15 protein-coding genes, 1 tRNA gene and 1 pseudogene are annotated in these 24,451 nt (G+C 58.4%); 5 read left to right on the forward strand and 12 right to left on the reverse strand.

Features of this window, described 5'->3' with window-relative positions; genetic code table 11:
- Positions 1-4: 4 nt before the first annotated feature.
- Positions 5-922 carry a polyphosphate kinase 2 gene (gene ppk2, locus AC0J42_RS05840; protein WP_473005510.1) on the forward strand — a complete coding sequence of 306 codons (918 nt, stop codon included), beginning with the start codon at positions 5-7 and terminating at the stop codon, positions 920-922.
- A gap of 6 nt (positions 923-928) precedes the next feature.
- Here the strand turns inward: ppk2 and AC0J42_RS05845 are convergent, their stop codons facing one another.
- The 4 genes from AC0J42_RS05845 to AC0J42_RS05860 all read right to left on the reverse strand — a co-directional run bounded on the left by AC0J42_RS05845 (position 929) and on the right by AC0J42_RS05860 (position 7,152).
- Positions 929-3,112, reverse strand: coding sequence for a putative bifunctional diguanylate cyclase/phosphodiesterase (locus AC0J42_RS05845; protein WP_473005511.1), 2,184 nt, complete (start codon positions 3,110-3,112; stop codon positions 929-931).
- Positions 3,113-3,124: 12 nt separating this feature from the next.
- The gene (locus AC0J42_RS05850) at positions 3,125-5,944 is read right to left on the reverse strand and encodes a chemotaxis protein CheB (RefSeq protein ID WP_473005512.1); all 2,820 of its coding nucleotides are present in this window, start codon (positions 5,942-5,944) and stop codon (positions 3,125-3,127) included.
- 87 nt (positions 5,945-6,031) lie between these two features.
- A complete protein-coding gene (locus AC0J42_RS05855; protein WP_473005513.1) occupies positions 6,032-6,427 on the reverse strand; it encodes a lysozyme inhibitor LprI family protein in 396 nt (131 codons plus the stop codon).
- Entirely contained in the window at positions 6,424-7,152 is a 729-nt protein-coding gene (locus tag AC0J42_RS05860) for a class I SAM-dependent methyltransferase (RefSeq protein WP_416422705.1), read from the reverse strand. Before AC0J42_RS05860 ends, AC0J42_RS05855 begins: the two co-directional genes overlap by 4 nt.
- Positions 7,153-7,648: 496 nt before the next feature.
- On the opposite strand from AC0J42_RS05860, the gene AC0J42_RS05865 reads away from it, so the two are divergent.
- Both AC0J42_RS05865 and AC0J42_RS05870 read left to right on the forward strand, forming a co-directional pair.
- Positions 7,649-8,827 carry a GGDEF domain-containing protein gene (locus AC0J42_RS05865; protein WP_473005515.1) on the forward strand — a complete coding sequence of 393 codons (1,179 nt, stop codon included), beginning with the start codon at positions 7,649-7,651 and terminating at the stop codon, positions 8,825-8,827.
- 119 nt (positions 8,828-8,946) lie between these two features.
- A complete protein-coding gene (locus AC0J42_RS05870) occupies positions 8,947-9,774 on the forward strand; it encodes an isocitrate lyase/PEP mutase family protein (protein WP_416422708.1) in 828 nt (275 codons plus the stop codon).
- A gap of 71 nt (positions 9,775-9,845) precedes the next feature.
- Here AC0J42_RS05870 and AC0J42_RS05875 read toward each other — a convergent pair whose 3' ends face one another.
- The 6 genes from AC0J42_RS05875 to AC0J42_RS05900 form a co-directional block, all read right to left on the reverse strand.
- A complete protein-coding gene (locus tag AC0J42_RS05875; RefSeq protein WP_416422709.1) occupies positions 9,846-10,388 on the reverse strand; it encodes a GNAT family N-acetyltransferase in 543 nt (180 codons plus the stop codon).
- Positions 10,345-10,674: a type II toxin-antitoxin system TacA family antitoxin gene (locus AC0J42_RS05880; RefSeq protein WP_416422710.1), complete on the reverse strand. Its 330-nt coding sequence runs from the start codon at positions 10,672-10,674 to the stop codon at positions 10,345-10,347. The genes AC0J42_RS05875 and AC0J42_RS05880 overlap by 44 nt, the downstream gene beginning before the upstream one ends.
- 376 nt (positions 10,675-11,050) lie before the next feature.
- On the reverse strand, positions 11,051-12,169 hold the full coding sequence (locus tag AC0J42_RS05885) for an acyltransferase family protein (RefSeq protein ID WP_473005516.1): 1,119 nt from the start codon (positions 12,167-12,169) through the stop codon (positions 11,051-11,053).
- A gap of 866 nt (positions 12,170-13,035) precedes the next feature.
- Complete coding sequence (locus AC0J42_RS05890) at positions 13,036-13,212, reverse strand: DUF3077 domain-containing protein (protein WP_473005517.1); 177 nt, start codon at positions 13,210-13,212, stop codon at positions 13,036-13,038.
- A 1,446-nt stretch (positions 13,213-14,658) separates the two neighbouring features.
- Positions 14,659-17,694: an NACHT domain-containing protein gene (locus AC0J42_RS05895; protein ID WP_473005518.1), complete on the reverse strand. Its 3,036-nt coding sequence runs from the start codon at positions 17,692-17,694 to the stop codon at positions 14,659-14,661.
- 1,198 nt (positions 17,695-18,892) lie between these two features.
- A complete protein-coding gene (locus AC0J42_RS05900; protein ID WP_473005519.1) occupies positions 18,893-20,362 on the reverse strand; it encodes a HEPN domain-containing protein in 1,470 nt (489 codons plus the stop codon).
- Between the two features lie 103 nt (positions 20,363-20,465).
- On the opposite strand from AC0J42_RS05900, the pseudogene AC0J42_RS05905 reads away from it, so the two are divergent.
- Positions 20,466-20,633: pseudogene (locus tag AC0J42_RS05905) on the forward strand (ATP-binding protein); the annotation flags it as partial.
- Between the two features lie 1,072 nt (positions 20,634-21,705).
- Here AC0J42_RS05905 and AC0J42_RS05910 read toward each other — a convergent pair.
- On the reverse strand, positions 21,706-23,025 hold the full coding sequence (locus tag AC0J42_RS05910) for a tyrosine-type recombinase/integrase (RefSeq protein WP_473005520.1): 1,320 nt from the start codon (positions 23,023-23,025) through the stop codon (positions 21,706-21,708).
- 163 nt (positions 23,026-23,188) lie between these two features.
- A tRNA-Leu gene (locus AC0J42_RS05915) sits at positions 23,189-23,273 on the reverse strand.
- A gap of 109 nt (positions 23,274-23,382) precedes the next feature.
- On the opposite strand from AC0J42_RS05915, the gene queA reads away from it, so the two are divergent.
- On the forward strand, positions 23,383-24,447 hold the full coding sequence (gene queA / locus AC0J42_RS05920) for a tRNA preQ1(34) S-adenosylmethionine ribosyltransferase-isomerase QueA (RefSeq protein WP_473005521.1): 1,065 nt from the start codon (positions 23,383-23,385) through the stop codon (positions 24,445-24,447).
- Positions 24,448-24,451 lie beyond the last annotated feature (4 nt).

A 24,451-nucleotide genomic window follows, 5' to 3' on the forward strand; every position in this document is an offset into this window, starting at 1 on the left:
CATCATGCACGCCAGCGCCGATACCCTGATGCATCGCATTCACCGCGAGCTGGTCGACCACAGTGACGAAGAGCTTGAACTCGAGCTGCTGGACGATGGCTTCGACTTCGATGAGCTGTTCGACAACAACATCCCTGAAAGCCCCGAGAAGCATGCGCGCCGGCAGTATTTTGCCGAGCTGTTCCGCTTGCAGGGCGAGCTGGTGAAGTTGCAGAGCTGGGTGGTGAAGACCGGCCACAAGGTGGTGATCCTGTTCGAAGGCCGTGACGCGGCGGGCAAGGGCGGGGTCATCAAGCGCATCACCCAGCGCCTCAACCCGCGGGTGTGCCGCGTGGCGGCGCTGCCGGCGCCCAACGACCGCGAACGCACCCAGTGGTATTTCCAGCGCTACGTGTCGCACCTGCCGGCCGCCGGCGAGATCGTGCTGTTCGACCGCAGCTGGTACAACCGCGCGGGCGTCGAGAAGGTGATGGGCTTCTGCAACGACGAGCAGTACGAGGAGTTCTTCCGCAGCGTGCCGGAGTTCGAGCGCATGCTGGCACGCTCCGGCATCCAGCTGATCAAGTACTGGTTCTCCATCTCCGACCAGGAGCAGCACCTGCGTTTCCTCAGCCGCATCCACGACCCGCTCAAGCAGTGGAAGCTCAGCCCCATGGACCTGGAGTCGCGGCGCCGCTGGGAGGCCTACACCAAGGCCAAGGAAGTGATGCTGCAGCGCACCCACATCAGCGAGGCGCCGTGGTGGATCGTGCAGGCCGACGACAAGAAGAAGGCGCGGCTCAACTGCATCAACCACCTGCTGTCGCAGATGCCGTACGAGGAAGTGGAGCACCCGGCCATCGAGCTGCCCCAGCGCGAGCGCCAGCTGGACTACACCCGCAGCCCGGTGCCCGAAGAGTTGATTGTGCCGCAGGTGTATTGAGCCGGCCTACCAGTGCGACCTGGCTTGCCAGTCGTTGATCCAGCCCAGCACCGCTTCGGCGGCCATGGGCTGGGCGATGCCAAAGCCCTGGGCCAGCTCACAGCCCATCTGTAGCAGGCGCCTGGCCTGGGCGGCGTTGTTCACGCCTTCGGCGATGATCTCGCGGTCGAAGGCGCTGGCCAGGCCCAGGATGGCCTGCAGGATGGAGATATCCTGGGGGGCATCGAGCATGCCCTGGATGAAGGACTGGTCGATTTTCAGCTGCGCCACCGGCAGGCGCTTGAGGTAGCTGAGCGACGAATAGCCGGTGCCGAAGTCGTCCAGGGCGAAGCGCACGCCCATGGCCGCGCAGGTGCGCAACGTCTGCGACACGCCTTCGATATCCTCCAGCGCACTGGTTTCCAGGATCTCGATCATCAGCATGCGCGGGTCGACGTCCGGGTGCGCGGCCAGGCGCTCGGTCAGGTTGGCGACGAAGTCGGGGTGCTGCAGCTGGCGGGCACCGACGTTGACGCTGACCGGCACCTGCACCCCTTGGCGTTGCCATGCCTGGATCTGCTTCAGGGCGCCGTCCAGCACCCAGTCGCCGATCACTTCCGACAGCGCGTTGCTTTCCACCAAGGGCAGGAAACTGTCAGGCAGCAACAGGCCTTTTTCCGGGTGCTCCCAGCGCAGCAGCGCCTCGGTGCCCACCACCAGGCCGGTGCGCAGGTTGACCTTGGGTTGGTAGTACAGCCGCAGCTCCTGTTCGCGAATGGCGCGGTCGATACGGTCGAGGCGCGCGTTGTGGCCGCGCAGGTCGAGGTCGTGCTGGGCATCGAAGACGTGAAAACGATTCTTGCCGGCCAGCTTGGCCTGGTACATGGCCTGGTCGGCCTGGCGCAGCAGCTGGTCGGCGCTGACTTCGCCCTCCTGCGGGTAATAGCTGACGCCGATGCTGGCGGACAGCTCGATGGGCAGCGCACCGATGTGTACCACTTCGCTGGCGGCGGCCAGCAGGCGTTCAAGCATCAGCGCGCTGTCGCACACATGGTCGAGGTCGACGATCAACGCCACGAACTCGTCGCCGCCCAGGCGCGACAGCGTGCAGGCATCACGCAGGGTGTGTTTCATGCGCCGGGCCACGGTGGTCAGCACGCGGTCGCCGGCCTCGTGGCCGTGCAGGTCGTTGATGGCCTTGAAACCGTCCAGGTCGAGATAAGCCAGGGCCAGTTTGCTGCCCGCCTGCAAGGCACGGGTCATGGCCTGCTGCAGGCGGCTGGCCAGCAATACGCGGTTGGGCAGGTGGGTCAGCGGGTCGTAGTGGGCGATGTATTCCAGCTGGCGCTGGTGTTCGTGCAGTTCGGTGACGTCGGTGAACAGCGACACGTAGTGCTGTACCCGGCCCTGTGGGTCGAGGATGGCGGTGATGGTCTGGCGGGTGGCGAAATTCTCGCCGTTGCGCCGGCGGTTCCACAGGTCGCCTTGCCAGTGGTGCGTTTCGCAGAGGCTGCGCCACAGGTCGGCATACAGGCCCGGCTCGGTCAGGCCCGAGGCCAGGAAGCGCGGGTTCTGGCCGAGCGCTTCGGCCCGGGCGTAGCCGGTGATGGTGCTGAAGGCGTCGTTGACCTCGACGATCGTGCCGCCCGCGTCGGTGATCATGATGCCTTCGCGGGCATGGGTAAACACGCTGGCCGCCAGGCTCAGGCGGCTTTCCAGCTGCTGGCGGGCGGTGAGGTCGGTGATGCTCACGCGCACGCTGGGCGGCTGGCTGGGGTGCTGCACGCAGTTCAGCCGCGCCTGCCACAGGCTGCCATCGGCGCGGCGCAGGGTCAGCTCGCATTCCTCGGGCTGGGCGCCACGGCACATGCGCACGAACACCTGCTGCCAGCGGTCGCGGTCATGGCTGGCCACGCGGCTGGCGAAGCGGCGTTGCAGCAGGCGCTCGCGCGCGCAGCCCAGCAGGCTCTCGCCTGTGCGGTTCACCGCTTCGATCACCCCTTGGGTAGACAGGGTCAGGTAGCCCACCGGCGCGTGCTCGTACAGGTCGAGGTACAGGTCGCGGGAGGTCTCCAAAGCCAGGTGGGCGTTGCGCAGCTCCTCGTTCTGCATCTGCAGCTCGACCTGGTGCATCTGCAGGTCGTACAGCAGCTGCGTGTTGCCGGCCTGCACATCCTGGGGTAACGCCTGTGCAGGTGTCGGCAACTTCATGGAGCAGACCCTCTAGGTTTTCGACGGTTGGAGTTGCATGGCCAACAGGATCAGGTGTGGCCGCGCGCCGCTGCCGGCGACACGACGGGCGTTCAGGGTGATGGTGTGCGGGCCGCCGCCGGCCAGCACCTGCTCCACCACAAACCCATCGAAACTGGTGTTGTCCTGCAGAATGGTGCCTAACTGATTGCGCAGTGCCACGATATCCCATTGGCCGTTGCCCAACTCATATAGCCGACGGCCAGCAGTCTGCGCCGGCCCGGTGTGGAATTCACGATAGTACGAGCGGCTGGCCGTCACCACCCGCAGGTCGTTATCGAGCAGCAAAAGCGGTTCGATCACCGTATCCACCATGGCTTCGGCCAGCTCGCGGGCGGCCTGGATCGCCTGTTCGTTGGCCACCCGGGCATTGATGTCGTGGAAGGTCATGACCACGCCGTCGATCACGTTGTCCAGGGTGCGGTAGGGCAGCAGGCGCGCCATGAACCAGTCGCCGGTGGTGGTGCACAGCTCTATCTCGCGGGGTATCAGGGTGTCGAGCACCTGTTGCGCGGGCACCAGCAGGTCGAGGTTGTCCAGGTACGACGTGATGTCAGCCAGCGGCCGCCCGACGTCCTTGGGGATCAGCCGGTAGATTTTCACCGCGTCGCGGGTGAAGCGGCGGATGGTCAGGTGGGTGTCGAGGAAAATGGTGCCGATGTTGATGCTGTCCAGCAGGTTCTTCATGTCGTTCTGCATGTCGCCAAGTTGCTCGATCTTGGCCTGCAGCTCGGCGTTGACGGTCACCAGCTCCTCGTTCACCGATTGCAGCTCCTCGCGCGAGGTCTCCAGTTCCTCGTTGGAGGACTGCAACTCTTCATTGGTGGACTGCATTTCCTCGTTCGCCGAGCTCAGTTCTTCGTTGGCGTCCTGCAACTCGTCGATGGTGGCCTGCAGGTTGGCGCGGGTGTAGGCCAGGTCGCGCTCCAGGCGCGTGACGTTCTCGGGGCTAGGCTGGCTCAGCGACTCACTGCTGGTGGCAGGCGCACCGGGCAGGTCCTGGAAGGTAATCAGCAACAGGCGTTCGCCCTGGGCGCTGTCGGCCAGGCGCCGGGCGCTGACCTGCACCTGGCGGTTGATGCCATCGGTGGTGACGGTCAGTGGCTGCGTCAGGCTGCCGTCGGCCGCTTGCTGCACGGCGTTGCGCACGGCCAGTTGCAGGCCTTCGCGGGCCATGTCGATGACGCTCAGGCTGGGTTGGCCGGGCGCCGGGCGCAGGTAATTGCCTGTGTCGCCGTGGATGTAGAGAATGGTGCCAGTCAGGTCGGTGACCACCGACGCGGGGCCGAAATCCTGCAACAGGGCGCGGCGGGTGAGTTCGGCGATGTTGCTTTCACGGGTCATTTTCGCGGGGTGTTCCGGTAGTTTGGCGATCCGTTCGGGCACCCAGGACAGGCTGCGGTTCAACGGCATGGAGGCGGGCATCGTACCCTTGATGGCCCGGTACAGTTTCCACTTGCGATGCAGCGGCGAAAACAGCGTGGCGTGGCCGCCGATGCTCTCGCTGGGGGACAGGAACAGCACGCCGCCCGGCTTCAGCGCGTAATGGAAGCTGGGCACCAGGCGGTTCTGCAGCGCGTGGCCCAGGTAGATCATCAGGTTGCGGCAGCACAGCAGGTCGAGCCGGGTGAAGGGCGGGTCCTTGATCACGTTCTGCACCGCGAACACGATCATCTCGCGAATTTCCTTGCGCACCCGGTAGCCAGCTTCCTCCTGGGTGAAATAGCGCTGTAGCCGATGCGCGCCCACGTCCTCGGCGATGCTGGGCGGGTACAGCCCGGCCCGTGCGGTGGCGATGGCGTCGGCGTCGAGGTCGGTGGCGAAGAACTGCACGGTCAACGGCTGGTCGCGGCCCTGCAGCAGCTCGTGCAGCAAAATGGCCAGCGAATAGGCCTCCTCGCCGCTGGCGCAGCCGGCCACCCAGATGCGCAGCATCTCGTCGCGGCCCTTGGCCGCCAACATGGGCTGCAGCACCTGTGCCTGCATCACCTGGAACGCCAGCGGGTCGCGGAAGAACTGGGTGACGTTGATCAGCAGCTCGTTGAACAGCAATTGCGCCTCGCTGGCGCTGGTTTCCAGCAGTTGCACGTAGTCGGCCTCGCTGGCCACCTGCTGCACCTGCATGCGCCGTTCGATGCGCCGGGCGATGGTGCTTTTCTTGTACTGGGTAAAGTCGTGGCCCGTGCTTTGCCGCAGGTGCAGCAGAATGTGTTGCAGGGCTGTATTGGCCACCGGCAGGGGCTCGCTGAACAGCGCCCCGGCCATCTGCACCACGGTCAGCACCTGGGTGGCATTGCCGGCCTGGATCACGCTGTCGGGCATGCCGCTGTAGGCGGCTTCCTCGGGGGATTGCACCAGCGTCCTGCCGCCGTGGTCGAGAATGGCCCGGCAGCCACGGGTGCCGTCACTGCCGGTGCCGGACAGCACGATGCCCACCGCGCGCGCACCGTGTTGCTCGGCCAGGGAGGTAAAGCAGGTGTCGATCGGCCGGTGCTGGCCGGCGGGCTGCTGGCGCGGCCCCAGCACCAGGCGCTTGCCGGCCAGGCGCAGGTCGTGGTTGGGCGGTATCACGTACACCGTGTTGGCCAGCAGGCGTGCGCCGTCAGTGGCTTCCAGCACGGCCAGGGTGGTGGCGCGGCCAAGAATCTCGGCCAGCAGGCTGGGGTGGTCGGGGTCCAGGTGCTGAATCACCAGGAAGCAGGCGCCCGAATCTGCCGGCATCAGGCGCAGGAAACCTTCCAGCGGCCCCAGGCCACCGGCAGAAGCGCCGAGGGCGACGATGAGTGATGACACGGTGGGGCCTGCGGTGGCGGGGGAGAGGCTTATCTTAACGGGTTTGATACGCGGGTGCGTCAAACCTGTAGCCGCTGCCGCAGGGGGTCACGGCCCCAGGTAGGCCTGCAGCTCCTTGGTGCGCTGTTCGGCGTGGGCCCGCTTGCAGCCCAGCGCCGCCAGCCCGCGGATGGTGCCCGAGGCGTTCACCTGGTACACCGCGTCGCAGTCGGCGTCGCGGAACTTGATCCACGCGCGCTGGGCCACCTGCAGCTTCTGGCGCATCAGGCTGAACTTGTCCGTGGCGGTGTCGGGCTGGCCCAGCCGTTTCAACAGCTGCTGGTACGCCGTGTTCAATTGCGCCTCGGCGGCGTCCGCATCCAGCGCGGCGCACTGGGTCATCTGCACCGTGGTCAGCGCGTTGGCGCAGTCGGGCTTGGGTTCGCTGGCGGCGAACGCGCCCGTGGCCAGGCTGCCGAGCACTAGGAGTACAAATGTTCTCATCGGTGCGCCCCCACCAGCAACAGCATCGGCCGCTCCACCTCATCGGCCAGTGCCGGCACCGCCGCCAGCTGTTGCGCGGTGGGGCCCCAGTCCTCGATATGCGCCAGGGTAAAGCCGGCGTCGATCACCGCGTTCAGCAGCGTGCCCAGGGTACGGTGCTGTTTGACCACGCCGTCGGCCAGCCAATTGGTCACTCGCTCGCCCTCGCGTTGGTAGCTGTCCACTGGCCAGGTCTTGCGCCCGTCCGCGGTGGTCAGCCAGTCCGGCTGGCGCGCGGCCATGAAAATCGGGTGCTCGATGGAGAACACCAGGTGCCCGCCGGGCACCAGCGCTTTGTGCGCCGCGGCCAGCAGGCCGGGCAGGTCCTTGAGGTAATGCAGGGTCAGCGAGCTGTAGACCAGGTCCACGCTGCACTCGGGCAACACCAACTGTTCCAGGTCGGCCTGGGCGTACTGGATGCGTGCGTCGCCGGTGGTGGCGCGGGCGCGCTCCAGCATCTTCTGCGACACGTCCAGCCCCAGCACGCTGCGCGCGCCCTGTTCGGCGGCCCAGCGGCAGAACCAGCCATAGCCGCAGCCCAGGTCCACCACCCGCACCCCGTGCATGTTCGGCAGCATGGCCTGCAGCGCCGGCCACTCGGCGGCGCCGTCCAGGCCGTGCACCGAGCGCCCCAGCTGGGCGTAATTGGCGAAGAAATCCGGGTTGTCGTAGATGTTCTGGGTCATGGGCAGCGGTCCTTGGCGTTTTCCCAAGCGTACTACAGCCATGCGGGTGCGACGGAGCCTATAGTGTAATAGCCAATGTCTTACACGCCGTGCTTCCAATCGCCTCTATGGGAAACCCGCCCGTGGCCTTAATCTACATCCAACAGCTGAGGCAAAGGAGTTGCCCGGCGTCAGGATGACAGGCCACGAAAGGATTCACTTCGACAGGGAGTTGAATGGGCCAAAACACAAAACCCGCTTCGGCGGGTTTTTTGTTGGGCGCGATTCAACCCTGGGGTCATGTTATCCGCCTATATTCTCTGCGCACAAACTTTGCCCGCAACCGCCGAAAATTACCCGCCCGATCAATAAAGATTCCGCCCGCGCCGCCGATGGCACAGGCGACAGCGTGTCGCAGAAGGCCGTCATCCGAAAACTTGACCAGGCTCTCCGAAAATCCGGCCCGAACGCTTACAATCCGCTCATCGCAAATGACCCGCACAGGCCTTGTCAGAACATGGCGCTCGACCCACCCACAATGTTGACGATCACCATCGCCCTGGCTGCCGCTGCCGCGCTGTACCTGGCGGTGGAGTGGGCCAGCGTGCGCTCGCCGTCGCTGCTGCAGTGGAGCGCCGGTTTCGCCATCATCACCGTTGGCTCCACCCTGGCCCTGCTGCGCGGCAGCGGCCTGCTGGTGGTGGGCATCTGGTTCGCCAACGGCCTGCTGGTGACCGCCCACTGGCTGTTCCTGCTGGGCGTGGCGCGTTTCACCGAGGCGCGGCTGTCCAAGGCCTGGTACCTGATCATCGCCATCTGGCTGGGCATGCTGTTCCTGCCCGACGGGCCCTGGTGGTCCAAGGTGATGATGGCCACGCAATCGAGCATGATCGGCCTGGTCACCCTGCGCGCCAGCTTCCTGCTGCGCCCCCACGGCAAGTCCCTCAGCGTGGGCGCCGTGCAGCTGCGCTACGTACTGTTGCTGCACGGCCTGTTCTACTTTGCCAAGGCGCTGTCGGTGGTCATCCCCGGCACCCTGATCGACCTGGCGGCCTTCCGCGGCGAAATCATCCAGATATCCCTGGTGGAAGGCGCCATGGCGATCATGCTGATTGCCCTGTCCATGACCGGCACCGAGCGCTACCGCCGCGAGCAGCACATCGCCCGCCTGGCCGCCCGCGACCCGCTCACCGCCCTGTACAACCGTCGCGCCCTGGAACAGCGGGCGCCGCGCTTGCTGCAGGACGTGTCCAGCGCGCGGCCTGGCGCCTTGCTGTTGATCGACATCGACAACTTCAAGCTGGTCAACGACCTGCACGGCCACACCGCCGGGGACCGCCTGCTGATTGCCCTGAGCGAGATGATCCGCGCGGTGCTGCCCGAGCACGCCCTGGCCGCGCGGCTGGGCGGCGACGAGTTCGTGATTTTGGTGAGCAACGCCTCGCGCGACGCCATCGTCGAGCTGGGCAGCGCCCTGCGCGACCGCTTCCACAGCGCCGCCGCAGAGGCCTTCGCCACCCCAGAAGCGGTGACACTGAGCATTGGCGCCAACCTGTTCGACCAGCCGCCGGCCAGCCTGACGGCCTTGATCGAACTGGGCGATGCGGCGCTGTACGAATCCAAGCGCGGCGGCCGCGACAGCATTCGTCTGGTGGACTGGACGTGCGCGGGTGGGGAGCCGGTGCGCGCGCAGTGAGTGGCCTCTCGGTGTAGCCGCTGCCGGCAGGCTGCGCTGGCCATCGGCAACACCAGAAAACGTCGTACTCTTCGCGATCTGCTACAACTTAAACCTCTCCACTATTGGCGAGGCTTCTCATGCAAACCCTCGACAAAGCCCTGGCCTTCCAGGCCCTGCACGCCCAGCCCAAGCTCTTCATCCTGCCTAACGCCTGGGACGCCGGCAGCGCGAAAATCCTCGAATCACTGGGTTACCAGGCCCTGGCCACCACCAGCGCCGGCCTGGCCTTCAGCCTGGGCCGCCGCGATGGCGAAGGAGCCGTGTCGCGCGCCGAAACCTTGGCCAACGCCCAGGCCATCGTCCAGGCCACCCGTCTGCCGGTTAGCGCCGACCTGGAAAACGGCTTCGGCGACAGCCCTGAAGCTGTTGCCGCCACCATCCGCATGGCCGGCGACATCGGCCTGGTGGGCGGCTCGATCGAGGATGCCAGCGGCAACGCCGCCGCGCCCATCTACGACTTCAACCACGCCCTGGAACGGGTAATCGCCGGCGTCGAAGCCGCGCGCAGCCTGCCGTTCCCGTTCACCTTCGTGGCCCGCGCGGAAAACTTCAGCCAGGGCCGCCCGGACCTGGACGACACCATCCACCGCCTGGTGGCCTTTGAACGGGCTGGCGCCGACGTGCTGTTCGCGCCGTCGTTGCCCAACCTCGAGGCCATTCGCCAGGTGTGCGCGGCGCTGGGCAAGCCGGTGAACGTGGTGATGGGGCTGGCGGGGTCGAAACTCACTGCCCGCGAGCTGGAAGGGGCAGGGGTGCGCAGGGTCAGCCTGGGCAGCTCGTTTGCCCGGGCGGCGCTGGGGGCGTTGTTGCGGGCGGCGCGGGAGGTGAGGGATGGCGGGACGTTTGAGTTTGCTGATGAGGCGCTTGGGTTTCGGGAGGCGAATGGGGTAATGGGGGCTCAATAATGTGCAGTACGCTCATGCCGTAGCCTGTGTTGGACGAGGCGGCGCAGCGGTCGAGGTATTGGCAATCAGAATTAGCCCTCGCATAGCGCAGCTATGATGTCTTGGATAGGGATATACATCGGGGTACTGGTGGCAGTGGAAGGCTCCTCCAGGGCGGTGAACCCGAACATCTCGGAATAGAAGGTTGCTTTACCGGGCGCGGCATCCAGATAGACACCCTTCAAGGGAATCGTCCGGTGCACTGAGACAGCCTTGGTAAATGCCTCGAGCATCAAGTCGGTGCCAAGCCCACGGCCTTGATAGCGTGAGTCCACGGCAATCATGATTATTTTCGCGACGGGAAGCTGTGGAGGTTGATTGGACCTTAAGAACGTTTTTACCCGCGCTTTGTCGAGTAAGGCGAAACCCAGCGTCATGAAACCGATGAGCGTCTGGGACTCGTCAAATAGGCCGGTGGCATGCAGGTTCTCTGCCTTGATAGCCCTCTTCAGGTTTCCCGAAGTCACGTATTTGTCGAGGACGGAGTCTCCACAGTTAAACGTTTTCGGCAGAGTTACAGTGTCCAAACCCTCATTCAGATTTACCTGGGCGTAGGTCAGGTCCGGATCGCTCATTTCTGCTCCTGAAAAGTTTTACCAGATTCTCGTGGGGCTTTGGGGCTTCTGCGCTTTGTTGATTTAACTCATGGGCGCGGGCGAAGGCTTTTTCCGAAAGCTCAATGCGTTGGTAGGTCTCCATGACGGCTTCGGCTTTTTCGAAAGCGGATGCCAGGATGAAAGACGTCATGTCCAAACCGGAAATCGCAGCAGCCTTGCGGATGAATTCCTTCGCAAACTCTGTGGTTTTCAGATCGAGCCTGGCGGTTTTTGCACCTTTAAGTGTCTCTGCTGAAAAAGACATCGTGCTGTTCCTCGGGGGTATTGATTGTAAGTTGATGCATGTCCTGTGGTGCTTACATCTGATTTCTCGGGAACAACACCCCGGGTGGGGGTTCCTGGTGATTCCTTCCTTGGGGGGTGGCATCTACGATCGGAGGCGTTTGACTGCAAGTGCGTCGGGTACGTACAACTGACGTACAGGTTGTATGGTAGTGGCAGGTCGGGGCGGCGTCAAACGACGTACGGCTATAGTACGTATGTGATTGTGTCGGGAGGCTGGAGTGCCGCGGAGCCCTTCAAGGCGCCGACCCAGTTGCTACGCGGACGGTAGAGCGCTCCGGCCAAACCCCAGGCACAAAAAAACCGACTCAGGGCCGGTTTCTCTGCTGCAACTCCAATCACGATCGATTGCTGGTTTCCTGAGGCACCTGCAACTCAGGAATGAACGGCATGGGCGCCCGCGCTTTGCCGTTGAGGCGTTTGCCCAGCTGCATGAAGGGCCACTCGACGTAGTGGTAACTCACATGGGCTGCCAGGAACGCAAGGCCGGTAGCCACGAGTGCCAGCAAAATCGACGGCTTGGCACTGCCCAGCCAGTAGCCCGCCAGCAACGCCATGCTGGGGTGCAGCAGGTACAGTGAATAACTGCGGGTGCCCAGCCACAGCAGCAGTGGCTGCTGCAGGCGTACACGCTGGGTCAGCACCAGGAAGCTACCGATGGCCAGGGCATAGGTGAACAGGTAACGCAGCCAGTACTCGCCCAGGCCGGTGTCGAAGCCGTAGGCCGCGTAGAAGGTCGGCGGCAGCAGCACGCAGTAGGCGCCCAGCAGCGCAACAGCGCAGCGTTTGGTGGTGGCGGTGGCCTGGCCCAGTATCCAGTCGCGCCAGATCGAGCCGAACAGCATCAATGAAAGTCCCAGCGGCAGGGCGACCGGCAACTTGCGGTGAAGCAGCATGCGCGCCATGCCCATGGCCAGCGCCACCAGCAGCAGCCCCAGCGAGCAGAGGGCGCGGAACGCCGTATCGTGGAGCCTGCTCATCAGCATCAGGCCCAGGCACAGGGCGTAGAACACCCACTCGATGAACAGTGTCCAGTACAGCCCCACCACGTCGTCGTAGCCAAAAGCTGACTGCAGCATGGTCAGGTTGGCCATGATGGCGCGGCCGCTCGGCAGCTCCGCGCCGGTCAGCGCCAGCATGGCGATGAACACCGCCATCGACAGCCAGTAGGTGGGGTACAGCCGCAGCCCCCGCGACACAATAAAGCGCCGGGCCCCGCCAGGGCCGGGGTGCAGGCTGAACGGGATGACCACCCCGCTGAGCAGGAAGAACCAGATGACCCCCATCTTGCCGATGTCGAGCAGGAAGTGATCAGGCAGCGACCACGCCCCTAGGGAAGGCAGCCACAGGTGGGTGATGACGACCAGGACTGCAGCAATGCCCCGGAGGGAATCGAGGTAGGTAAGCCGATTCACGCTTTTTTCCTGGGCCAGGACTGGCGCGTCGATGACTGTCATGGGAAGTTCCTTTATAGAAGCAACCACACGCGCCCCGGGAAGGGGGAGGCATGTCAGTGGGCGTTTAACCCGTAAGCCTGGCCCGGGTTGACGAGGGTGGGGCAAGTCGCAAACGCTGCGCAGGGGCATGGGAGCCCGTGATGGGCAGGTTGGCGTTGAAAACGGTGGGGCACGCTACCGCCAAGGGCGACGTAGGCGCAGGTGTTCACATGTTTGAAGGGGATGTGGAAGCCGGATTGGCTTCGCTTCAGGCCTGCAAGACTGTGCAGAACCGGGGGAACCATTGATGCCTGATGGAGACATTTAAGGTGTTACTAAATGCGTCGTCAATAGGTTTTGTCAAAGATGCGACGGAATGGGCGTCTGCTCCACCTATCCATCATTTCCGAGCGGACAAGAAAGGCTGACAACACCTCTCCATCAGGCCATGGCACGTTGCAACAAATGTAGATGCTGCCGCCAGGCTGCGTCGCGCCGCGCGGGCGGCGCTCGATCTCAAGAGCGGCAAAACAATACCGGCTAGCGCTTGGTGGCCTTGACGCAATCGGAGGCCGTAACCTGCGAAGAACGCTCGATGTGCCTGACGTGCAACCGCATCAGGGCGCGAAGGCGCATGCCTTGGTTTTTCTGTCGCTCTCAAGAACGAGCGCCGCCCGCGCGGCGCGACGCAGCCTGGCGGCAGCATCTACATTTGTTGCAACGTACCATGGCCTGTGGGATCGGCGTTGCCAGCCTTGTGTGTTCGGCGCGAGGTTGCGGGGAATGTGGGAGCCAGCGCAGCGTGGCTGGATACGCAGAAAACTCCAAACCCACCCGATCTAAAAACGCCGAACCAGCCGCTAACCCAGCCCAGCGTCACAACGCAATCAGCCTGCGTTGCTGTATGCCACCGGTATCGTCAGGTCATGCACGATCGCCTGTGCCATCTCCCCCAAATAAGCTGCTGCCCACGCCAGGTGAGGACCGTCGTCGCCCATGGCGGCGTCTGTCATCAGTTGGTTGGCGATGAGTTGCAGGTTGGCGCTGTGGGCCAGGGCATCCACGAGTGGGACGTCGGGGTTGACGGGGAGCAGTGGGGTGGCAGATTGCACAGGTTGGCGGACCGGACAGAACGAACCGGCACTTGCGAACAAGTCCCTGGGCAACCCGCCATAACGTTGCATCCCTGTGTCGGTTAGCCGTCGAGGGGAGGATTGTGGGCAAACAAGGCTGGCGACGCCTATCCATCAGGCCATGGCACGTTGCAACAAATGTAGATGCTGCCGCCAGGCTGCGTCGCGCCGCGCGGGCGGCGCTCGATCTCAACAGCGGCAAAACAACATCGGCTAGCGCTCGGTGGCCTTGACGCAATCCGAGGCCGTAACCTGCGAAGAACGCTCGATGTGCCTGACGTGCAACCGCATCAGGGCTTAAAGGCGCATGTCTTGGTTTTTCTGGCGCTCTTGAGATCGAGCGCCGCCCGCGCGGCGCGACGCAGCCTGGCGGCAGCATCTACATTTGTTGCAACGTGCCATGGCCTGTGGGATCGGCGTTGCCGGCCTTGTGTGCACGGCAAGCGGTTGTGGGGAATTGCCAACGGTTCGAGATTTGCGGGGGAATGTCAGGCCCCAGCCAAATCCCAGGCACAAAAAAACCGACTCAAGGTCGGTTTCTCTGCTGCAATCCCCGGTAGAAGGGATTTGAATCTTGGTGCCCCGAGGGGGACTTTAAAATATAAATAATTTTTAATTATTTCAATGAGTTACAGGGTCGTAATAAAGATATTGTACGTAAATTAGGTAAGTGGCACAAATTTTGACTGTGTCTTGGTGTTGCTTGAGATTTGGTGGAAGTGCATGGAGACATATTCGACAAACGGTTCAGAGAGCCTGTAGGCGGCAGTTCAATTGTCTGTAACGCCGTAGTCAGTGTTACAGGTAATTCCGGTGGTGACCAAAATCGTTCACGGTCAATTATGGACTGTCTTGACTGCCCGAACTGGCATCTCGTACAGCATATCGTACAGGGCAATGACGACGTCACATTAGTTAGGCTGACAGCCAGAAACGAATATTGTAGTTCCAAATCGGGTGAGCGATCGGCCGAAGGTAGAGAAGCCGAGAGCGATCGATTTCGACTGTTTTCAACCGGTGGACGCCACACATTGCAGTCGGTCGGCATCAGCAGAAATCGGGTAATAGGTGCTTTCTACACCAAAATCATGAGCGGCCAATCAACAGCAGTTGTTGCATACAGCCGGTGATGTACAAACCCACCGCATCTGCACAAAATTCGCATCCAGCGTTGCTGGGCTAAAACATGGAAACGGTCTTGTCAAGCCATTGAAAGACTAAAACCCAAAAAACAGTGGAGCGACCAAAGTCGCTCCACTCTTGGAGCCTACGTCCCTAATCCAGTCGATCGAAAGCTAAGATTTCAACTCATATTAACCTATATTGTAAGTTTGCTTGAGTGGCGAGTATTGCAAGTTGTTCACCCAATGAACCTTGCTAGTTAATTGGTGATTCGAAGCGATGCTCCAAGGCTTGTCGAGTTTTTTTAATTTTAAGTTCGTTTTTCTTATCGCTCCTTAGGCATGTAGGGAGCGAAGTGTAGTCTATATCCGGTTTAGAGATTGTAGAGCGAAACGATTGAAGCACAAAGCTTGAAAAGCAGCGTATGTTTTCAACCTTGACTAGGAATTTGTCATCGTTGTTTAGCCATGCAATTATCTCGTCAATGCTTTTCGCTGAAATAAGAATGTTTAGCTCAGAGTTTTCCAGTTTTTTAGCAGCTTGCAGTTGCGCGACCCAGCTTTTTTGTAACTTGCGGCTACTATAAATGCTAAAAAATATTACCGGTATCATTGCCAATTCGATAAATGCAATGACAGCTCCTCCCCCTAGCACCCCTCGGTACCAAAAGCTGGAGTGATCGACCTCCGGAAACAGAGAGCAGTAATAATTTTTTAATACAGAATCGACCAGGTAACCAATTGGCCAGCCGATCGCAATCAGTATGAAAAACATCAAGGGCGCTCCAATCGCGCTCAGTATAAAAGTGCTCGAAGTAATGCTTTTCGATACCAATTTAAAAATATAAGCGAGTGTTACTTGGTCTCCGTATGAGCGAACTACATAGGGGCACAAAACCTTAATATAGCCGAATACTCCTAGGAGGGCTAGTGTGAATATCATCCATCGAGAACCTGTAGGTTCATGCAACAAGTTTCCGGTGGTGGTGATGAAAATAAACATTATAGGCATAAACGGAAATGTTAAATCTGAAATGCTGGGGATGGCATTTCGATTCTCCCCAAAAAGATTAAGAATGCTGAATCTCGGGGCTTTGAGCGTTTCTAAAGTGCGTCTCATAAACTCTTTTGGGTACATTAAACGACTGATGCCGCCAATCACGTTAATCCATCGAAGGTTTCGACGTATTTTATTTCCGCGGGCAATTACGAAGTCGGCGCCAATATTTTTTGGAAGGCGCGCAGCAAGAGCTTCCAAACTGAGTTGGTCGGCGCGGTTTTTTGCTAATAGCGTTTGATCTGACAGCATTTCTAGAACGGCTAACTTGGCTGATTCTGGAAGCTTTGAAGTAAATGCAGCTTGCCTGAATGCCAGGGTACGCTCTGATTGTGTGCCATGAGCTAAAGACTCAACAAGATATTCGATTAGAACGCTTGATGGTAGCAAGCCTCCTAACCTCAAAACTTCACATCGATCAAAGGTGTCTCCGCCTTCCCAGCGGGGACTCAAAAACTTGTATACCGCGCTCGAAAGGAGTTGTGGAACATCGTCCAGTCTACGAGCTAGGCCCTCTTGGAGTAAACTCAAAAGCTGTACAGCGTCCTCATCTGCCCAGTCAAAAAAATTAGTGTGTATTGAAAGTTGGAGTTTTGAACTCTCGGCTGAAGTCTGCGAGGCAGCCCGATTTTCGAGTATTACGCATGCAGCATCCAATAAAATTTCGATCTCTTTACGATCTCGAGTTTGTAGTAGCGTGACTGCATATTCCCGCCAGCGGGGATCTGTGAGTAGCTCAGAGGCATCCAGAGCGTCGGGATGATGGGCGAGGTACCGTACAAAAAGCGCTTCTTGATAGCGACGATGCGCAAAAGCAAATCTGCGATCACCATGGGCTGCATTCGGTACGTCTGCGCGACCAATTTTGCAATCTACTAGTGCTGAAATTAAATTTTCTAGATTTTCCTCCGTTATCGCATTTGTCCGCAAGCTAGTCAGAATTTGATCAAGTGTTGGCGCTAGGCTCAAAGTTTCGTCCTCAGCGAAAAGTTGAGCTAATCTCTCAGCACCGCTTACTAACTCTTCTACGGTCAAACGATATTTACGTTTCAAATATTCGGGCTCACGGCGAGCCAATCTCTCAATATGCTGTAGCAGAATGTCATGATCATTAGTTGGCGCACGTCCTTCATCTCGGACGAAACGGCAAAGGAGAGTTAAGAAAAGGGGAGTAGCCCCGATACTGTTATCTGAGTTTGCTAGATGTTGACGAACCAAGCTCATCTGCTGACGAGCAAGAAACGAGTTTTGGATCAGCTCATCTTGTTTTTCCCCGCTTAATGGCAGTACACGTAGTTTTTTCCAAGGCAAAGCCTCAGGCCCTTTAAACTCTCGAGATGCTAAAATGCCCTTGCATTCGCCCATCCCCTCAAGGAATTGACGAATTGCTTGAGAGTATTTTCGAATTACATCGCTTCCAACCTCAGAGTGAAGGACCGCGGGTATTTCGTCGAACGAATCAAATAAAAATAACCAAATACCTCGATCGCAGTAGTCGCTCCAGTTCTCTTTAACAAAGGCTGACGTATCTGCATCTCCTCGGCGTATATTGTCTAGTACAAATTCACGAACATCATCGGCAGTAATCTTGTTTAAATACCGGGGGTCCATTTCGCGTAGATTTATGTAAAGAGGAACTGTGGCATTTTTATCATTCGACTTCTTGCCTTGCTCTGCGAATTGCTTGGCCAGATGGCGTAGTGCGACACTTTTGCCTGATCCTGGCTCTCCGACAAGTTGCATTGCGCGCTCTGCGCTTGAAGTAATCGCCCTAATTAACGATGGCTCTTTACGTAATCCAAAAGATTTTTTTCGTCGGGCTTTATCCCAAGCGGAGGCATAGTATCCTCCTTCTGTTTCAACTTCCGCCTCTAAGTCAGTGAAATATTGATCGTTCCAGTTTTCTGCCTTTGCTAGGTACGCGAGATCAGCATCGAGAACTGCGCAAAACTGTTTGCGACGTCGTACTTTAGACTTGTTGTCCGAGTTAAGCCAGACTGGCAAGCCGCTCCCTTTATATGATTCGACAAGTTTTATTAAGTGCTCTACGACTTTTCCCAAAGCTTTGAGGGTCACAGCTGTAATAGTGCCGCCGACAACGATCATAACTAATGCCAAAAGTATCCAGTGCCAGGCATCTTGCTGTCCGTCAGCACTCCAGAGCGTTTCAAAAGTATTTGTGAAAAAATTGAAGGCTCTATCGGCTAAGTTGCTAGAATTTTTTGTGTCCGGCATTTTGAACTCCCTTCGATTGCAGCCGATTGATTCTTGATTTAGGTTGCGTTGGCGATATTACGCGAAAAATTTCACCGCCCGAATAGGCTCTAGTTATCTAGACGCCATCCCCGTTCGTTTCCGTCGATTGTGTTGCAAAGGACCACCCGCGCGACCAGGCCAATTTTTTGACGGATGATAGCGCCTATTGTGCACGCAGCTACATGAAATCGTATCCCGGTAGTATTTACTCAAAGTCAGGATTTCAATCTCAGATGGGTACTTGTACCGTGTGAGCATTGCGGGTGTTGGAGCAAATCAGTCGAAAGTAGACCGTGGCGACGGTCCGCAATTTGCTGGTTTCTGCCGGTCGAATTGGCAGGCTAGGCCGGCTACTGGTCCTGTGTGGTTGTCCGGCGCTATCCGTTTTCTTTCAGGGGGATCGCGAGACCTCATCAGGCGACACCTTCCGTAAACTGGAACTCGCCAACCTCTCGCTAAACGCGCCTTGATCATGCACATCGTGACCTGCAGTGGCGGCGGGTTGGGATGGCGTGATCCGCCAAGTGTCAAATCCACAACCACAGAATGTGCTTGCGCAGCGATCCCCATGGGTCATCAGGTCCCCAGCGCGCGGAAAATCGCGGCCTAGATAGCGTCGGCCTGCTGGATTTGCCTCTACCACCAGACGAACGGTTATTGGCCTTGATGTCCCGGTATTAGCGGGTTTGGATTTGGTGAATTTTTACATACCTAAAAAGGTACCAAAAAAACAGCTAGTTATGGCCTTATGTGGAATCGAATCGGGATTTTTTGCCTTCATGATTCATGCTCTGGGAGAGGATGCCCACTACGTACCGCGATGAAGTTCGCACAAGGTTCCGGTAACTTCCGGAACCTGTTTATTTATATGTAGTGGCCAGAAGGACGGTATTCAACGGAGCCTGGAAAGTGGGTTGGCGGTGAAGAAGAATTCGGTTCAATCAAGAATATCAGCCGCGATAAAATGTTCGCATTGCTTAGAATAGCGCCGCACCCTATGGGTATCTTGCCGCAAAACGCCGGAGCTTGGTTCGATCGTAGAGGTGGTGCGGATCTGGGCGATGAATGAGTTGGAGTTGCTGCAAGCACGTCTTCACCAAGCAGATGAGTGGCTTTGGGAGGAGGTTTGGATCCGTAGGCAAAGGAAAAACCCGTGCTTGGGGCGTGTTCAACGAAATTATTGAAAAATTGGAACTTCTGGCGGTTGCTTATCTCCTTGTACTTCAGCAATAGGTATCACTGTTGGTTGATAAGGTGCCAGAATGTGATATCCACTCAGTCGGGGTATGATCTTGGCTGAGTCGTCCACTGAAATCCCGATTTGCTTGAATAGGCTTATTAATAGAAGGGCTTCGATGAACATGATCTTGGCAAGCATGTCATCTTCTTTCTCGAAGTAGTAGTTGGCGTGAGTAATGTCGTTCCTCAGCTTGCAAATTGTAGTCAAATCCGATTTTTTGAAACGCCATCTGTCTGTCATCTCACTGGGCAGAGTTTCCAGGAATTTTCTGATGCAAGTCTCGGTATTGTATTTGGTTTTGTTGAGTCTCTCCACGCGTGGGGAAAACTCTCGAATTTGTTTTTTGGTGGTTTTGAGTCTCTTAGATAGGTAGTTTGTCGATTTGTCCAAAATCTCTTTGAGTTGTCCTTCGTCAAAGTAATTTTTTACTTGGAATACCATTGACTCTAAAAGACGAAAATAGCCTAGGAATCGCTCTTCAAGGTTCACCATTTTTCGATATGCAACGTATTTATGCCATTTTGACTGAGGATCATCTTGCAGATTAAGATAGTTTGCAATCACTTTATCGGTAATCGGCGGCAAACCCCGGTCGAATCGACCCAAGTTACGGCTTAATGGAAATAGGCTATAAGAATGCCGCGAAGGATTGTCGGCTGTTTTAATAGGCAGATAAACATGACATGGCACACTGGATAAGTCGTCAGCAAATAGCTCCAGCCTATCTATGCGTATGTCAGTGCCTGTCATGACATCTAAGAAGTCTCTAACTCTTTGAATCTCTTTAAGCGCCTGTTCCTCAGCGAAGTGGTCGTGATAACCGATATCCAGTGAAGGAGGAAACACGCCTCCAACCCTGAAGTCCAGAATGGATCCGCCGATTGTGATGTTGTACTGAACGGTCATATATTTATTATCGGCATTTGCGATAAATTCGTAATTCTGCTCGCCGAATTTAAAGTTTTCACTGCTGATCATCTGCATAATATCATGCTGGGTTTTTGTGAGCTCTATCCACTTGGGAATGCTTGGGGAAAATACCTTGAGGTAGTTAAATCTATTTCTGTAAATGTGCGGCCCTATAATGGCGTATGAGGCCGTGAAGGTGTAGTCAAAGTAGGATCTTATTGGCGATCTTTCGAGTGCCATTTGAGATGCTGAATTAATTCTAACATCGAATAGCCGGATTTCCTGATTGTGAGCATTGCATGACAGTGAAGTAAGTTCCCATTCCCGAAAGTCGTGTGACCTTGATTCGCTTTGCTCGCCTGTGACGGTAAGTGTGATCCCCGATGGGCTAAGTTCGATTTTTCCCGCAAATGTGTGTCCATTGGTAGATATTGTGACGATTGCCTTATAAGATTTGTTTAGGTCAACCTTTCTAGCGTCTTCTAAACTATGGAACATACGGTACTCCTTGTAAGCCGAAACTGTACTATATTGTGCTGGTGATCCGCCAGAAACCTGCCCAGCCGGTAGGGCAGGAGTTTCCTCAATTACTCTGCACGGTATGATCAAAGCGCTCGGCGAGGAACATGCAAGGTCCGACATCAATGATTTCAGCGTCGACGAGCGCCGTAGCCTGATGGTCGACCGCGAGCTGACCGAGCGCGAAGATGCCTGCCTGACGAACCGCCTCAAAGTTGCGCGGCTGCGCCACAACGCTTGCCTGGAAGACCGGGCCCTTGTTCGGAGCGGCACCATTTTACGAATGCCCGCCACCGATCATAGTGCGCCTTGACCGTCCCGTAGTGGCCCCCGTGAACATCTCCGTCAGCGCTTGCCGTCCAGCGTATATCAATCGCCTGCCGTAGCCGAAGTTACGCCTATCGCGTCTACCCACCAATGCCATGTCGGTCACTTCATCTTATGCTCTCCAGTCCTCGTCCCACGTCATCCCGCCAAGAATGTTGAGTGTTATCAGGGATCAAGGCCCCTGCGACCTGTGGGGAATGTCCTCTTCGCGGGACTGGCGGCTCCTTACGTCCAGGAGCAAGGGCATCTCATGATCTGGCCTCCTGAACACCGTTATCGGTGGGCGGGTGGAGGCAGCACTGGCTGACGAGACCAGCGCCTGAAGATCCTGAGCCATGTGCAAGCAGCAATGCGATGACCGGGGCATACCTGACTGTCAGTCAGGTGCAGTCCATTCCTTAGTCTGCGGCACCATCATCTACATCGCTGTTGCTGGTGACATCGGCGTTTGTCACGCCGATTGTCACGAGGGGAATTGCCGCAAAGCCATGTGCGATCAGGGCTGCAGCAGTGGTAGAAGTGCCCGTCTCTTTCCAGCAGAAAGAGACGGGCGCAGGTTGGCGCAAGAGTCGGCCAAGCGGATAGGTTGCTGCAGGGCAGCTGAATAGGGAGGAGGTTGGCGCGTGAGGGCCATAAGCTGGAGAGGGCATCCATCACATGGGTAGTGATCGTACGTGCTGCCGGATGCTGACCATACTTGGGATGAACCACCACGAACAGTGGCTTGGCCTTCAAGGTTCGGGCCACCTGGGTGCTGTCATCGACAGCGCTTGCACGCTCTTTTCTACGCCCCAGGTCTTGCAGGGTCAAGGGGCGTTTTTGGGTCGTCCAGCGGTTGTAAGCAGCGTGATCCGTCTATGGAAGACCGTGGCTGTCAGTAGAGAATTGCGGTGCTTTTTATTTTTTAAGTGAGGTCCATCCAAACAGGGCGGCTTCGCAGCCCTGTTTGGATGGACCCGCGAGTAAAGCAAAGCGCAGGCGTATTCACGGCCCTGTTACCGCTCAAAAGCGCCACGCTTTTCTTCCAGCTCACTGCGGTCGATACCGATCGCTTTAGTGCCGAGTAGCACCGACGCCTTGTGCGACAGGAACTGATTCACGCGGGTATCAAACTGATCTCGCAGGCTCGCGGTCATCCCGTCACGAAGCGCATCAAGATAGTCGGCGTACCATTGCATCATGATTCGCCGCTGGGGCATGTATAGCGCTTGGTTGTACTCACCGGCGATGCCGCCCTCGACATGCGCCAGCTGGCTTTCAACATGATCCTTGAGCCACCCGTGCTCGCGTAGCAGCGTGCTTGCCGTATGTCTCACACCGTGACTGACCATCCGGCCTCCGTAGCCAATCTTGATGAAGATCAGGTTGATGGTGTTCTCGCTGATCACCGGCTGCTTGTTGCCGTTTCCCGGAAACAGATACTGGCTGCGTCCGGTGAGTTGATGCAGCTTGATGAGCATCGCGATGAGTTGATGGGGTAAGGGGCTGATGTAGTCGCGGCGCATTTTCATGCGTGCTGCGGGGATGGTCCACGTACCTTCTTCAAAATCGATGTCAGCCCACATGGCGTAGCGCACCATGCCAGGACGGGCTGCGGTAAGAATTGCCATCCAGGCGGCGATCCGCGCAGGTAGGCGGCTAGTGGTCGTACTCAGCGCTTGAAGAAACTCTGGTAACTCGTTTTCGTGCAGGTGTGGGTAGTGCTGTGGTGGGGGAGGGGCGAGAGCTATGGCGTGCAGTTCGGAAGCCGGGTTGTTCTCACACACCCCTCGCGCAATCGCCTGACTGAAAATCTGCTTAAGCCAGGTGCGAGCCTTGTCGGCCACGTTGAACGCGCCGCGTTTCTCGATGCTCGCCTGCAAATTTGCACAATCTGCTCGTGTGATCTCCTCCAATTGCTTCGACCCCAGTGCAGGCAGCAAGTCCTTGTCGAGGTAGTCGCGAATTTTTTTCAGTGTTGCCGGGGCGCGGCCAGAGTTTGATTTGAATTGGTACCAGTATTCGGCAGCACGCTTGAAGGTGTTGAGTCCGGCTTCCCGCTTCTGGTGCTTGTCCTTTCGAGCCTTGGCACCAGGGTTGATGTCGTTTTTCAAGTGTCGGCGGCATTCGGCGGCCTTGTCGCGCGCCTCTTGCAATGACACCAATGGCCAGACGCCTAGAGACATTTTCATCGGATGGCCACGGTAGGTGTACCGGAAATGCCAGTACTTGCTGCCGTTTGGATGAACCAGAAGGCCAAGACCCGAACTATCACCAAGCATGTACTGCTTGTCTGTCGGCTTGGATGCTTTGATTTGCAAGGCGGTAAGGGGCATATCTGTACACCTCCAATCCTCGAACTGGAATCTGTACGGAAAATGTACCAAAAAGGGTGTGGCTGGCAAGAGAAGGGGATGGAACCCCAGAGACCAAAAAGCCCGCAGTTAGCGGGCTCTAGGGGTATTGCTTAGCCGTCGTTGGACGTCTATGTACATCAAATGGTGCCCCGAGGGAGACTCGAACTCCCACTCCTTTCGAAAACGGATTTTGAATCCGCCGCGTCTACCAATTCCGCCATCAGGGCTCAATGGCCGCGGAGTATAGAGAGGCCTCGACCGTTGGTCAACTCTCCTGCGTGGTCAATTTGTGCGTTTTGGGCTAAACTTTGCGGCCCTGTCGAACCGAACTCCATCATGCGCGTCGCCGATTTTTCCTTCGAGCTTCCCGATTCCCTGATTGCACGCCACCCGCTGGCCGAGCGTCATGGCAGTCGTTTGTTGACCCTGGACGGGCCCAGCGGTGCGCTGGCCCACCGTCAGTTCACTGATTTGCTGGAGCACCTGCGCCCCGGCGACCTGATGGTGTTCAACAACACCCGGGTCATTCCTGCCCGTGTGTTCGGCCAGAAGGCCTCCGGCGGCAAGCTGGAGATCCTGGTGGAGCGCGTGCTGGACAGCCACTCGGTGCTGGCGCACGTGCGTTCCAGCAAGTCGCCCAAGCCGGGGTCGTTGATTCTCATCGACGGTGGCGGTGAGGCCGAGATGGTCGCGCGCCACGATGCGCTGTTCGAGCTGCGCTTCAACGAGGAAGTGCTGCCGCTGCTGGACCGCGTCGGCCACATGCCGCTGCCACCTTATATAGACCGCCCCGACGAAGGCGCCGACCGCGAGCGCTACCAGACCGTGTACGCCGAGCGTGCCGGTGCGGTGGCGGCGCCTACTGCTGGCCTGCATTTCGATGAGGGGCTGCTGGCGCAGATCAAGGCCAAGGGCGTGGAAAGCGCCTTCGTGACCTTGCACGTGGGCGCCGGCACCTTCCAGCCGGTGCGTGTGGAAAAGATCGAAGATCACCACATGCATAAAGAGTGGCTGGAAGTGAGCCAGGAGGTGGTGGACGCGGTGAACGCCTGCAAGGCCCGTGGTGGCCGTGTGGTGGCCGTGGGCACCACCAGCGTGCGCTCGCTGGAAAGCGCGGCGCGCGACGGTGTGTTGAAGCCGTTCAGCGGTGACACCGATATCTTCATTTTCCCGGGCCGGCCGTTCCATGTGGTCGATTGCCTGGTGACCAATTTCCATTTGCCGGAATCCACGCTGTTGATGCTGGTGTCGGCCTTCGCCGGTTATCCCGAGACCATGGCCGCCTACCAGGCTGCCGTGGCCAACGGTTACCGCTTCTTCAGTTACGGTGATGCCATGTTCATCACCCGCAATCCGGCGCCCCGCGGTCCTAGCGAAGCGGCGCCAGGGGATCACGCATGAGTCG

The organism is Pseudomonas sp. Tav-5-1A, from assembly GCF_055755055.1.